This is a genomic window from Vibrio penaeicida (assembly GCF_030689305.1).
GTDB lineage: Bacteria > Pseudomonadota > Gammaproteobacteria > Enterobacterales > Vibrionaceae > Vibrio > Vibrio penaeicida_B.
This window is the reverse complement of the sequence record NZ_JAUYVM010000006.1, coordinates 231725-244663: the sequence shown is the minus strand read 5'-3', so window position 1 is coordinate 244663 and position 12939 is coordinate 231725. Positions and strand designations below refer to the sequence as shown.

Here is a 12939-nt window from a genome sequence, read left to right as displayed (position 1 = left end):
GAAGGTGAGGATGATATTTAAACCAGTTGGAATTGATGGATTAACTCTGCTTGCTTGATGTATTTGTCAATAATGGGGCGTTGGAATAGGGCTGCACTGAAAGCTTAAATTTGGCGATAAATAACCCTGGTTGCTCTGATATCTCTAATTTCGATTGATGTAACGTCAGAATCGCATTGACGGTTTTTAACCCCATACCTAGTTCCCCACCACGATTGGCTGGATTGACCGTATTGATGATGACGATGCTGATATCTTTCACGTTAATCTGAGAGCTTACTCCGCAATGAGGTTTGACAAATAGCTGAATAGTTGCCTTTTCAGGGCTGTGACGAATGGCATTTTCCATAAGGTTATCCATCAGCCTTACCAACAATTTCCTATCCGCATTCACTTGGGCGTTGACTGAAATTGTACAAAAAATATCAAGAGATTTTTTTTCGAGTCCGATTTCAAAGCGTGCTTTCAATTCATTTATGAATTCGACAATATCGATGAGCTCATTTTGAATTTCGGGCTCTATCAATTCTTTTTTTGCCGCATCAAATTGTTCTTGAAGTTGATCGTGCAACCTCAATGCATTGCTATGTGCTGTGGAAACTAATTCCGCATTTTGCTTGCCATTAAGGAGCCATGTTTCAAGGTAGCCTTGTATGTTAGCGAGAGGCGTCTTTAAGTCGTGGCTTAAACGCATTAAGTATTCGCGACGTGAATGTTCGTGTTGCCTAAGTCGCAAGAATTGCCACTGAATGTGGTCGAGCAGATACCCAAATTGGCGCGACAACGGAAGCAGTTCAGTAACTGGGACAGATAAATTGGGCTCGATCCTAAAATGTTCCTTAGCTGAATGTTCTATCTGACGAATGAGTTGTTGGCTAGGGTTAAGCAAATCTTTTTGAATTAGCCGATAAATAAGAACGGTAAACAGCAAAATCAGCGCAATACCACTAATCAACATGGGGGAGTACTGCATCATATAGCGGTTAACTCTCGCGATGTCTGACGATTGCCGACCGATGACGACATACAAATAACCTTCTATACCATTTGGGCTTTCGATAGCGGAAACTGAAAACACTTTCTGACGCTCCAAATCGCGTGGGTCATCCCCCAGAATAGGGAAAGTGTCACCGGCTAAGAACCTAAGGATTGGGGTTAAACTCACGTGTGTTGCGATTTCAACATCATCATCTAATGCTGTGGTGGTTATCATCCCATTTTTGTCTAAAAAATAAATTTCAAAATCCGGACCTAACACCATTAAAGTATGGAAGATGCTTTTTAGTGCTTTGGGGGAATAATCGTTGCCTTCCATTAGCGGGTTATCATCGCGCATGTGATTGGCTAAGTTTTTATGTAAAAACTGACGAGCGTGTTGTTCGCTGCCTTGCCATGTAATATGAAAATGATAAGTCAGAAGCGGAATGCTCACTAAAGACCAAATAAGAGAGAGAATAAACAGGCGCCTTTTAAAAGAGCGAGTCATTGTCTCACCTCTTGCTGGAATTTGTAGCCGACACCCCAAACCGTGCGAATAAAACGTGCGTTATTCTTTGGAATTTCGATTTTGTTGCGCAGCCTATTAATGGTGCTGCAGACAGTATGGTGATAGCCGTCGTAGTCGGTGTTCCAGACTCGAATCAGCAGTTCGTCTTTGGTGAAGACCCGTCCAGGTTTGCTTGCCAAGCAATATAAAAGGGAAAACTCGGTAGGAGTGAGATTGATGTTTTCTCCAGCTAGGCGCACTTCATGCAGTTTTTTTGAAATCACAAGATCATCAAAAATCAACGAAGATGGTACTGAAGTGTCAATTTGCTCTGGAGCCAGTTGATGTGTTGATTGGTTGGCAAGGTGCCAATCTGGCGTGGTTTGTGGGGGAGCAATATCAGGCTGGCTGTCGTTGGTTTCTGTCCATCGCGTGTGTTCTGTCCTTCTCAATAAGGCTCGAACTCTTGCTTGAAGCTCTATCACACTGAATGGTTTGGTTAGATAATCGTCAGCACCGGCTTCTAACCCATCGACCATGTCATGCTCACTGGTGAGCGCTGTCAGCATCAATACCGGGATCCCGATGTGTTGTTGGCGTAGCAGCTTACACATTTCGGTGCCGTCGCCATCACACAGCTTTCTGTCTAAGATCACGGCATCAGCTAATCCTTGGCAAGCGATCTGGTAACCTTCGCTGATGTGTGACGTTAATATGGTTTTGTAGCCTTGCACTTTTAGATTAAGACTAATTAGATTCGCCATATCTTGGTCGTCTTCGACCACTAGAATTGTATATGACATCCTGACTTCCCTCTCTAGTCAATTCATGAAGTAGACCACTAGATTCTCCTATCTCTTTCAGTGGGGAGTCAGGAATTCGCTTTTTGGCAGGGAAAAGTAGAAATGATCTCAAAAATGATGAATTTTGACTCCGAGATATGCCCGATAACTGAAACTAAGTGATGGAAGTGGGCAGGAAGGTTAATTGATAGAGTAGCTTGAATAATCGAATCGCCATGTCCAACGTTCGAAAGGGTTACTTTTATTGGCTGCTTGGAGCTGACGTATCACATCAGACAGTTTCAAATACCCCATATACGTATCTTCAGGTTCAAATTCTTCGATAAGAATTTGATGGTTACGGGCACTTTCTAAACGAAGAAACAATCTGGCCATAGCTTTCTCGCAATATTTTTTAGGGAGTAAAACTGTATCATTGAGTGAATTATCAGAGTGTAAGCGTTTGTCAGCGAAAGAGAGCAGCCCCTCGCGCAGAAAGCAGAAATCAAAATGCCCCTCACCGAGAAGGAGAGAGGCATTATTTATGTATTAGCTAATGGTTTAGCTAACGTGTAAGCAAATAGACGCTATAAGTTTTCTTCGGCAAACTCAGCCAAGCGACTTCGCACTACACCGTTGAGGTGAACGTTGGCACTTCCTTCAAAGTTTTTGAATCGCTCTACCATATAAGTTAAGCCTGAAGTGACGGGCGTTAAGTAGGCAGAATCGATTTGGGCAAGGTTGCCCGAGCACACAATTTTAGTGCCTTCTCCGCATCGGGTAATGATGGTTTTGATCTGAGAGGCGGTGAGGTTTTGACACTCATCCAGAAGCACAAAAGCATTTTGGATGGAGCGACCGCGCATAAAATTAATCGACTTGAATTGAATATTGGCTTTATCACAAATGTATTTGAGTGAACCTTCGGTGCAGTGATCGTTTTTATGCAGTGCTTCCAGTGTATCGGTAACAGCGGCGAGCCATGGCATCATTTTCTCTTCTTCCGTTCCCGGAAGGAAGCCGATGGATTCGCCGATGTCTGGTGTGTTCCTTGTAACAATGATCTTATCGAACTGATTTCGTTCAATCGACATTTCCAAAGCCGCGGCCATGGCTAGCATGGTTTTACCACTGCCCGCCGCTCCGGTTAAGATGACCAAATCGATATCTGGGTCGAGAAGGGCATCTAGAGCCATTCCTTGGTAGATGTTTTTAGGGCTGACATCCCAAGCTTGTCGGTTCATTAAGCGCTCTCGGCTTAAATGTTTGAGTGTGACTGTTTGATTTTCCATGGAATCAACACGGGCAGCAAAGTCGGAATCTTGGTCAACAATGTATTGGTTAATAAAGGTTGGCTCTAGCGACTCTTTACTGATGTCATGGTAAGTGCGTCCCCCGACACTGCGGCTTTCCACTTTTTCAATGTTTGTCCAAAAATCCCCTGAATAAGTGTGAAACCCTTTGGTTAGGAATTGGACATCATCAATCAATTGGTCTGTTCGGTAATCTTCAACAAAACGTACTCCCGCCCCTTTGGCGCGTAATCGCATGTTGATGTCTTTGGTGACAAGCACCACTTCTCGGGGTGAACGCTTGTTCTGTAGGTAAATCACCCCGTTTAAGATTCTGTTGTCGCCTGCTTTGTCGGCAAACGCACGTACGGTTTCTTGTAATTCAAAATCAGCAAGAATGGCTAATGTGCCTCCTGCGTTTTCTTTTGAAAGAGGAATGCCTTCGGATATCTGGTCTGGTGTGGCATCGTGGAACAAGTTTTCCATCGCTCGAATCGCGACGCGTGCGTCCCTCGCGACATCGCGTTTACTGTCTTTGATTCGGTCGAGTTCTTCGAGGACGGTCATTGGAATGACCACATCATGTTCTTGAAAGGAATAGATTGCGAAAGGTTCATGAAGAAGGATATTTGTATCCAGTACAAAAATTTTCCGGTCGGTATCGCCCATAAGCGTCTCCTTTTCTGCCGCAGCAGAGTGCTTAGCCAAGCATTTTTCTGAGGCATAGGTCACTGCTGAAGGCGAGGGGTACCAAAACCCCGAAAAAGGTACCGCTAAGAGAGTGACTTACTTCAGACCCGTTTAGATACCAAACTCAACACCTTGTCCTATTTCGGTGTGAGCTCACTTATAAGTATAAGCAACAGTTCGTGAGTTTGTATTTTAGATTTGTCACAACTTTTTTACACTTTGATTGCAATTGCGAAATGGGTAAAAAAAAGAGGCAAATTACTCTTGTTGAACGTGACGTGAATCACGTGTTCAAGTAAGATGAGCGCCCTTTTGAACAGGGTGAAGCCATAATTATTTACCCTGATAGAAACCGAAATACTCGATGAGGTAGTCAATCACATGACATTTGCTTTAGGCCAACGCTGGATTAGTGATACAGAAAGTGACTTGGGTTTAGGAACGGTAGTCGCACTGGATGCGAGAACCGTTACATTGCTATTTGCGGCGTCGGAAGAGAACCGTGTATATGCTCGTTCTGATGCCCCCGTTACCCGAGTCACATTCAATGTTGGTGATGTGATTGATGCTCAAGAAGGCTGGCAATTAAAAGTCGAACAAGTCGTCGATGACAATGGCGTTCTTTCCTACCTTGGTACACGTACTGATACGGAAGAATCCGGTGTGATTTTGCGTGAAATCATGCTGAGCAATCAAATTCGATTTAACAAACCTCAAGATAAATTGTTCGCGGGGCAAATTGACCGTATGGACAATTTTGTTTTACGTTATCGAGCGCTAACCAACCAGTATCAGCAGCACAAAAGCCCGATGCGTGGCTTGTGTGGCATGCGCGCTGGTCTCATTCCTCATCAGCTTTATATCGCTCACGAAGTAGGACGCCGTCATGCGCCTCGCGTATTACTTGCGGATGAAGTGGGATTGGGTAAAACCATTGAAGCTGGCATGATCATTCACCAACAGGTGTTATCTGGCCGAGCGGAACGTATTTTAATTGTGGTGCCTGAAACACTTCAGCATCAATGGTTAGTCGAAATGATGCGTCGCTTTAATTTGCACTTCTCTGTTTTCGATGAAGAACGTTGCATTGAAGCCTTTGCTGAAGCCGATAACCCATTTGAAACACAGCAATACGTTTTGTGTTCGCTTGATTTCTTACGTAAGAGCAAGAAACGTTTTGAACAAGCGCTGGATGCAGATTGGGATTTGCTGGTGGTGGATGAAGCACATCACCTTGAGTGGAGCCAAGAAGCGCCAAGCCGAGAATATCAAGTAGTTGAAGGATTAGCCGAGCGTACGGCTGGTGTTCTTCTTCTTACAGCCACACCAGAGCAACTAGGGCACGAAAGCCATTTCGCACGTCTTCGTCTTTTAGACCCAGACCGTTTTTACGATTACCGTGCGTTTGTTGAAGAAGAAAAACAGTACGCGCCTGTTGCGGATGCTGTAGCCACTTTGTTCTCTGGTGAAAAGCTGGAAAACTCTGCGAAAAACCAAATTACCGAATTGCTTTCAGAGCAAGATGTTGAACCCTTGTTCCGCATTATCGAAGGCAGTTGCGAAGAGCAGGAAAAAGCCAAAGCGCGTCAGGAATTAATTGATAACCTGATGGACCGCCACGGTACAGGTCGAGTGCTTTTCCGAAACACAAGGGCAGCCATTAAAGGTTTCCCAGAGCGTAATGTTCACCTATTGCCCATGGACATTCCAAGCCAATACACCACCGCAATGCGTGTGGCGGGTATGCTCGGTGGGCAAATGAAGCCTGAAGCTCGCGCCATGAAAATGCTTTACCCTGAAGAGATCTTCCAAGAGTTTGAAGGGGATAGTGCAACGTGGTGGCAGTTTGACTCTCGCGTAAACTGGCTCATTGAAAAAGTGAAAGAGAAGCGCAGTGAGAAGGTGTTAGTGATCGCGTCTCGCTCGAACACAGCATTGCAATTAGAGCAAGCACTGAGAGAGCGTGAAGGCATTCGAGCTACAGTGTTCCATGAGGGAATGTCGATACTTGAGCGTGATAAAGCGGCGGCGTATTTTGCGCAAGATGAAGGCGGCGCACAGGTTCTGATCTGTTCTGAAATAGGTTCCGAAGGTCGTAACTTCCAATTTGCTAGCCAACTTGTGATGTTTGACTTGCCATTCAACCCAGATTTGCTGGAGCAGCGAATTGGACGTTTGGATCGTATTGGTCAGCAGCACGATATCGATATCTATGTTCCTTATCTAAAAGGTACGTCTCAGGGCATTATCGCTCGCTGGTTTGAAGAAGGGCTGAGCGCATTCGGTGAAACCTGTCCAACGGGCAGAGCAGTGTACGACCAATATTCCGAACAACTGATTGAGATGTTGGCGTCTGGAAATACGGAAACGTTAGATGAAGTGATTGATCAATCGCGCCACATGAATCAAGAGCTGAAAGCCAAACTTGAGCAAGGCCGTGACCGATTGCTGGAAATCCACTCTAATGGCGGTGAAAAAGCTCAGAAAATTGTTGAGAAAATAGAATCAACCGATGGCGACACCAATTTAGTAACGTTTGCATTGAGCTTGTTTGACACCATTGGTTTGAACCAAGACGACAAAGGTGAAAATGCGCTAGTGGTTACCCCTTCAGAGCACATGATGGTGCCAAGCTACCCTGGTTTACCTTATGAAGGCGCAACGATTACTTTTGATCGTGATACTGCGCTTTCTCGTGAAGATATGCACTTCATGAGCTGGGAGCACCCAATGATCCAAGGTGGTATCGATTTGCTGCTTAGCGAAGGCGTGGGAACATCTGCTGTATCGCTGTTGAAAAACAAGGCATTACCAGTAGGCACCATTCTGCTTGAGCTTGTTTATCTTGTGGATGCGCAAGCACCTAAGCGTAGTGGTTTGTCGCAATTCTTACCGCAAACGCCTATTCGCATGATGTTGGATGGCAAAGGCAACGATTTGTCTGAGCAAGTCGAGTTTGAAGGCTTTAACCGCCAACTAAGCCCGGTGAATCGTCATCTCGCCAGCAAATTAGTAAGCTCGGTTCAAGGGGATGTTCATAAGCTCATTGAAGCGGGTGAAGGGCATATCCAAGGTCACTTATCGAAAGTGCGCGATTCAGCTTTGAGTGACATGCAATCTAACCTCAATGGTGAGTTGGAACGTTTGCAGGCACTTAAAGCTGTGAACCCAAATATCCGAGATGAAGAGCTTGAAGCAATTGAGCAACAAATCAAGGAACTGACGGGTTACATCCAAAGTGCTCAAATTCAGTTGGATTCACTGCGATTGATTGTCGTAAGCCATAACTGATAGAAAAAATATAAGGGGGAATGGGCGAGGCTCATTTCCCCTTCACGTAGGGTCTGTTGACCTTTCGAGATGATTTTTGCAGCAATTTGTGGGTGATTTATACAAGGCAGAGCTCATTTGGTGTAGCGTTCTACATCAATGAGCGATAACGCAGTAGAAATAAGCCACAAATGCTGCCTGAAGGGTTCGTTTCTATGCCTTTTACTCTTTGTTGCAAGGTATTTGCTTAGAATGACTAGGCTGCACACCTTGCTCCGCGATTAAAAGGCATAGAACTCGAACAAAATTTAACCACGAAAGGTCAACAGACCCTAATATCTCCGCGAAAGAAAAACATTTTATGGCGATGCTTGAATACACCCCTCCTACCATTCCTTGGACAGACATTACGTACGAAGACGATGATATCCTGATTGCGAATAAGCCATCTGGGTTGTTGTCGGTGCCTGGAAGAGCACCAGAGCATGCCGACTGTATGTGGAGCCGCTTACGTGAAGAATATACTGACCTAGAGGTAGTTCATCGCTTAGATATGTCGACGTCAGGGTTGATGTTGTTTGCCAAGCACAAAGAAGCGGAGCGCTCCTTAAAGAAGCAATTTCAATATCGTCTGACACATAAAATTTACTACGCTCGTGTCTGGGGACACCCAGAATCTGAGGAAGGAGAGGTGGATTTACCGCTGATTTGTGACTGGCCAAATAGACCAAGACAAAAAGTGTGTTATGAACATGGCAAACCCTCTTTAACGCGATATCAAGTCGTGAAAAAGGAAGCGCTTACTTCCGTTGTTCGCTTGATTCCGATAACTGGGCGCTCTCATCAGCTTCGTGTTCACATGCAGGCGCTAGGTTACCCAATTGTAGGGGATGAGTTTTATGCCACGCCAGAGGCAATGGCACATTCCACTCGGCTTGAACTTCACTCAACAGAGCTGACTTTTTATCATCCTAGCTCTCAAGAATTACAGGCGATGTTTGTGCCTTGTGATTTCTATCCCGAAGCTGAAGCGGAAATTTTGCAACAATTTCAGCTTGATAAAATATTGCCTGATTATAAATCCCTGCCTAGACCTTAAATGAAGGCAGGAAAGGAGCCTTCAATGAAAATTGTCTTTCTAGACAGAGACACCATTCCTGCCCAAATTCCTGTTCCAGAGCCTACTTTTGAGCATCAGTGGGAAGAATACCCACTTAGCACGCCTTCCCAAACCACAGAGCGAATCAAAGACGCAGATATTGTGATTTCCAACAAAGCCATTTTGAATGAGGAAGTGTTGGCACAGGCATCCAAACTCAAGCTGATTGCGATTGCCGCCACAGGTACCAATAACGTCGATTTAAGATATTGTGCTGAGAATGGGATTTCTGTCTGTAACATTCAAGGATATGCAACTCAATCTGTACCCGAACACGTTATAGCGATGTTGTTTGCGCTTCGTCGAAATTTAATGGGTTACCATCAAGATATTGCAAATGGGGAGTGGCAAAAGAAAAAGCAATTCTGCTTCTTTACTCATCCTATTGGTGATGTTGCAGGTTCAACGCTTGCTATCGTTGGGTCTGGTGCATTGGGTAAAGCTACAGGCGCACTCGGACAAGCCATTGGCATGCAGGTGATCTACTCCGAGCGTAAAGGGGCAACGGTTTGTCGTGAAGGGTATGTCCCCTTTGATAAAGCACTGGGGGTAGCTGATGTGGTTTCCCTTCATTGCCCATTATCTAAGGAAACAACCAATCTTATCAGTCACTCTGAGCTAACAGCTATGAAACCTAATGCCATTTTGATTAATGCTGGTCGTGGCGGGCTGGTGGATGAATCCGCCCTTATTGACGCCTTAAAGTCCCAGCAAATTTCGGGAGCTGGAATGGATGTATTTACCGAAGAGCCAGCCGACGAATCCAACCTGTTGATTGCGAATATGCATCTTCCCAACTTGTTGCTAACGCCTCATGTTGCGTGGGGAAGCGATAGCGCCATTACTCGCCTGTGTGAGATTTTGATAGAAAATATCGAGTCGTATGTGGCGGGTAATTTGAATAATCGAGTGGCATAAGAAAAGCACGTCGAAACGTGCTTCAATTTAAGCTTTTACTCGCTGCTTTATTACTTTCTGCCTCTAACGCATCAATGCATTAACCCTGAGGCTTTACCACGAGAACGCTAATTTTAGCGCTTTGTACTACTTTCGCAGCAACAGATCCCAGAACGGCTTTGTTAAGCTTTGAACGCTTGTGGCTTGGCATAATGATCAAGTCTGCATTCAAAGAATCCGCGTGTTTCAAAATAGCTGCGTAAGGCTTGCCTTCTGCAACGTGCGCTTCGTTATCGATGTTGGCACTGGTTAAGCTGTTATCTGCCACTTCTTGCAGCTGAGCTTTCACGTCTTTTTTCATTTGGCTAGCGGCATCTTTCGGAAAGTAAGTCGCGACCATAGAGTTGTGAATCCCAGGCAATACCGTCAGCAAGTGTACTTTGGCTTGCGAATTCTTCGCGTGCCATACTGCGAGCTCTATTGCTTTATCTGCAAAGCCTTCGTCGTTCAGGTCGACGGGAACCAAAATATTTTTATACATAGCTTATCTCTTTTAAGACAGCGTTGAACTCAACGCTGTCGATTTTAGAATACGTTAAGCTGGAATGGCGTCTTTGTTCGCTCGACGCCTTTGGTTCCAAGCCATAGCAAACAAGATCATCAGAGCAGGAACAAATACCCACTCTTTCATCGGTCTATCTGCTTCCAAGACAACCGATTTGATTTCCCAATCGAAATCGACGCCAGATGCCTCTGCTGGGCTACCAAACTCAACCATATCAACGATCATACGACCTTCAACTTCATTGAGCATTAACCCCATTGATGCCACACGTTCTTCACCGGTTACGGCTGAATCTTCAAATGGTAAACGAACAGTCTTTTCGCTGTAATCACCATCAATATCTTCGCCGCCAACACGCAGTTCTAACGTTTGACCAACATTCAGACCTTCAGCCACTTGAGTGATCTCGTGACCTTCATAATAGTCTTTTGCTGGGTAAAGCATGTCCCACCAAAATCCAGGTCGGAAGAAAGAGAACGTCAGTACAAGTAGAAGCACCGTTTCCCACCATTTGTTTCTCGTAAACCACCAACCTTGAGTCGCGGCAGAGAATATCAGCATCGCAATGATCGAAGAGATAACGGTTAAGAATAGGTGCCACCATGAATCAATGCCCATCATCAGCAACTGAGTGTTAAAGATGAACATGAACGGCAATATGGCGGTTCGGATATCGTAGGTGAAACCTTGAATACCCGTTTTAATTGGGTCGGATTTTGCAATCGCCGCAGCGGCAAAAGCCGCGAGACCAACTGGAGGCGTATCATCCGCAAGTATGCCGAAGTAGAACACAAATAGGTGAACCGCAATCAGTGGAATGATTAACCCGTGAGCTGCGCCCAAGGTAACAATAACCGGTGCCATTAGTGTTGATACGACGATGTAGTTTGCTGTTGTAGGTAAGCCCATACCGAGAATCAAACTGATGATGGCTGTGAATAGCAACATCAAGATGATACTTCCGCCAGAGATGAACTCAACAAAGTCGGTCATCACTAAGCCGATACCTGTCAGCGTCACAACGCCCACAACCGTACCCGCAGCAGCAGTCGCAACACCAATACCAATCATGTTTCGAGCACCAGAAACCAGCGCTTCAGCTAAGTCTACAAACCCTTCTTTCACTTGCTCATTAACGTTGCCTGATTTAGACAGGATAGCCATGAGTGGACGTTGAGTAATCAAGATGAAAATCATGAATACGGTTGCCCAGAATGCAGAAAGACCTGGAGAGAAACGTTCCACGGTTAAACACCAAACCAAAACAACGATTGGCAATAAGAAGTGTAAACCAGACTTAATGGTAGGACCCGGTTCAGGTACTTCAGTTAATTCCGAATCGATGGATATAGCGCCTTCTTTAGAGTGCTTCGCTGAAATACGAATTAGCGCTAAGTAAGCGATAAGCAGAGCAACCGTCACGATCGGGGTGGCTGCATCACCGAAGACATCTTTCGTCCAACCTACGCCGTAGTAAACCAAGGCACTGATCACACACAAACCTAGGATGGTACCAGTGAAAGATAATAGGCTCTGCACGAGTGTTGGAACACGGCGGCGCGGAAGCCCTGTCATACCAGCTTTACATGCTTCTAAGTGAACGATGTAAATCAAAGCAATATAAGAAATAAGAGCAGGAAGCAGTGCGGCTTTGATAACCTCAACGTAGGAAATGCCCACATATTCCACCATCAAGAATGCCGCAGCACCCATAATTGGCGGTGTTAGCTGACCATTGGTTGAAGCTGCAACTTCTACCGCACCCGCTTTCGTTCCTGGGAATCCGACACGCTTCATTAGCGGGATGGTGAATGTCCCCGTTGTTACCACGTTGGCAATCGAGGAACCAGAAACAAGACCGGACAATCCAGATGCAACAACAGCGGCTTTTGCCGGCCCTCCACGCATGTGTCCAAGCAGCGAAAAGGCAACTTTGATGAAGTATGCACCTGCACCAGCGCGTTCAAGCATGGCACCAAATAGTACGAACAAGAAAACGAAAGAGGTTGAAACCCCTAGAGCCACACCAAACACACCTTCTGTGGTTAGCCATAAGTGAGACATCGCCTTATTCAGGCTCGCACCCTTGTGTGCAATTACATCTGGCATATAAGGGCCAGCGAAGGTGTATGTTAGGAATACTGCAGCAACCACCATTAGCGGTGGACCAAGTGCTCGACGAGTTGCTTCTAGTAGCAGAACCATACCCGTTACTGCAGCAACGATATCAAATGTGGTTGGCGCGCCAGAACGACCTGCGAGCTCAGTATAAAATAGGTATATATAAGCGGCGGCAAAACTGCCGGCTAACGCCATCGCCCAATCCACTAATGGGATATGATCGCGAGGCGATGTTTTTAGAGCTGGGTATGCAGTAAAGGCTAGAAATACTGCAAACGTTAAATGGATTGCTCGGGCTTCTGTGTCATTCAGAACGCCAAAATTGAAAATAAATGGCAGGGGTGATGCGTACCACAGTTGGAAAAGAGACCAACAAAGAGGGACAAACCATAAAATCCGACCTGGAATTCCAGCAGGGCTTCGCGCTCCAGTATCGGCTTGTGCCACCATATCTTGCACATCTTGAGACGGTGTTGTTGTCTGCGTCATGTACGTTATCCTTATTATATTTTGGTGTTATATGCTGCAAGTCCAGCAGCAGGTCGTTCAATTAATGTAACGAAAAATTCTTAACAAAATGTTAACAAGTTTCATCAGTCTAGCTATTGAGACTGATGAAGACAATGACTTGTGTTTTGAAACAGTATGTCTGTCAAATTGAAGTTGGCATAAACAGG

At 45.3% G+C, this 12939-nt stretch carries 9 protein-coding genes; 3 read left to right on the top strand and 6 right to left on the bottom strand.

Features of this window, described 5'->3' with window-relative positions; all coding sequences use genetic code 11:
* Positions 1-40: 40 nt before the first annotated feature.
* The 4 genes from Q8W40_RS12185 to Q8W40_RS12170 all read right to left on the bottom strand — a co-directional run bounded on the left by Q8W40_RS12185 (position 41) and on the right by Q8W40_RS12170 (position 4229).
* Entirely contained in the window at positions 41-1486 is a 1446-nt protein-coding gene (locus Q8W40_RS12185; protein WP_305397383.1) for a sensor histidine kinase, read from the bottom strand.
* A complete protein-coding gene (locus Q8W40_RS12180) occupies positions 1483-2289 on the bottom strand; it encodes a response regulator transcription factor (RefSeq protein WP_305397381.1) in 807 nt (268 codons plus the stop codon). The genes Q8W40_RS12185 and Q8W40_RS12180 overlap by 4 nt, the downstream gene beginning before the upstream one ends.
* A 180-nt stretch (positions 2290-2469) precedes the next feature.
* On the bottom strand, positions 2470-2664 hold the full coding sequence (locus tag Q8W40_RS12175) for a hypothetical protein (RefSeq protein WP_305397379.1): 195 nt from the start codon (positions 2662-2664) through the stop codon (positions 2470-2472).
* Between the two features lie 191 nt (positions 2665-2855).
* Positions 2856-4229 (bottom strand): PhoH family protein, encoded by a 1374-nt coding sequence (locus tag Q8W40_RS12170; protein ID WP_305397377.1) that lies wholly within the window; start codon positions 4227-4229, stop codon positions 2856-2858.
* Positions 4230-4631: 402 nt separating this feature from the next.
* On the opposite strand from Q8W40_RS12170, the gene rapA reads away from it, so the two are divergent.
* The 3 genes from rapA to Q8W40_RS12155 all read left to right on the top strand — a co-directional run bounded on the left by rapA (position 4632) and on the right by Q8W40_RS12155 (position 9597).
* Positions 4632-7541: an RNA polymerase-associated protein RapA gene (gene rapA, locus Q8W40_RS12165; protein ID WP_305397375.1), complete on the top strand. Its 2910-nt coding sequence runs from the start codon at positions 4632-4634 to the stop codon at positions 7539-7541.
* A gap of 340 nt (positions 7542-7881) precedes the next feature.
* Positions 7882-8619 carry a bifunctional tRNA pseudouridine(32) synthase/23S rRNA pseudouridine(746) synthase RluA gene (gene rluA, locus Q8W40_RS12160; RefSeq protein WP_305397373.1) on the top strand — a complete coding sequence of 246 codons (738 nt, stop codon included), beginning with the start codon at positions 7882-7884 and terminating at the stop codon, positions 8617-8619.
* A 24-nt stretch (positions 8620-8643) separates the two neighbouring features.
* Complete coding sequence (locus Q8W40_RS12155) at positions 8644-9597, top strand: D-2-hydroxyacid dehydrogenase (RefSeq protein ID WP_305397371.1); 954 nt, start codon at positions 8644-8646, stop codon at positions 9595-9597.
* A 79-nt stretch (positions 9598-9676) separates the two neighbouring features.
* Here Q8W40_RS12155 and Q8W40_RS12150 read toward each other — a convergent pair whose 3' ends face one another.
* A complete protein-coding gene (locus Q8W40_RS12150; protein WP_305397370.1) occupies positions 9677-10117 on the bottom strand; it encodes a universal stress protein in 441 nt (146 codons plus the stop codon).
* A 54-nt stretch (positions 10118-10171) separates the two neighbouring features.
* Positions 10172-12751, bottom strand: coding sequence for a TRAP transporter permease (locus tag Q8W40_RS12145; protein WP_126606374.1), 2580 nt, complete (start codon positions 12749-12751; stop codon positions 10172-10174).
* Between the last annotated feature and the right edge of the window lie 188 nt (positions 12752-12939).

Coding starts and splice junctions, on each gene's coding strand:
- rapA (WP_305397375.1), top strand. CDS start 4,632: ATGACATTTGCTTTAGGCCAACGCTGGATTAGTGATACAGAAAGTGAC.
- Q8W40_RS12185 (WP_305397383.1), bottom strand. CDS start 1,486: ATGACTCGCTCTTTTAAAAGGCGCCTGTTTATTCTCTCTCTTATTTGG.
- Q8W40_RS12155 (WP_305397371.1), top strand. CDS start 8,644: ATGAAAATTGTCTTTCTAGACAGAGACACCATTCCTGCCCAAATTCCT.
- Q8W40_RS12170 (WP_305397377.1), bottom strand. CDS start 4,229: ATGGGCGATACCGACCGGAAAATTTTTGTACTGGATACAAATATCCTT.
- Q8W40_RS12150 (WP_305397370.1), bottom strand. CDS start 10,117: ATGTATAAAAATATTTTGGTTCCCGTCGACCTGAACGACGAAGGCTTT.
- Q8W40_RS12175 (WP_305397379.1), bottom strand. CDS start 2,664: ATGGCCAGATTGTTTCTTCGTTTAGAAAGTGCCCGTAACCATCAAATT.
- Q8W40_RS12145 (WP_126606374.1), bottom strand. CDS start 12,751: ATGACGCAGACAACAACACCGTCTCAAGATGTGCAAGATATGGTGGCA.
- rluA (WP_305397373.1), top strand. CDS start 7,882: ATGGCGATGCTTGAATACACCCCTCCTACCATTCCTTGGACAGACATT.
- Q8W40_RS12180 (WP_305397381.1), bottom strand. CDS start 2,289: ATGTCATATACAATTCTAGTGGTCGAAGACGACCAAGATATGGCGAAT.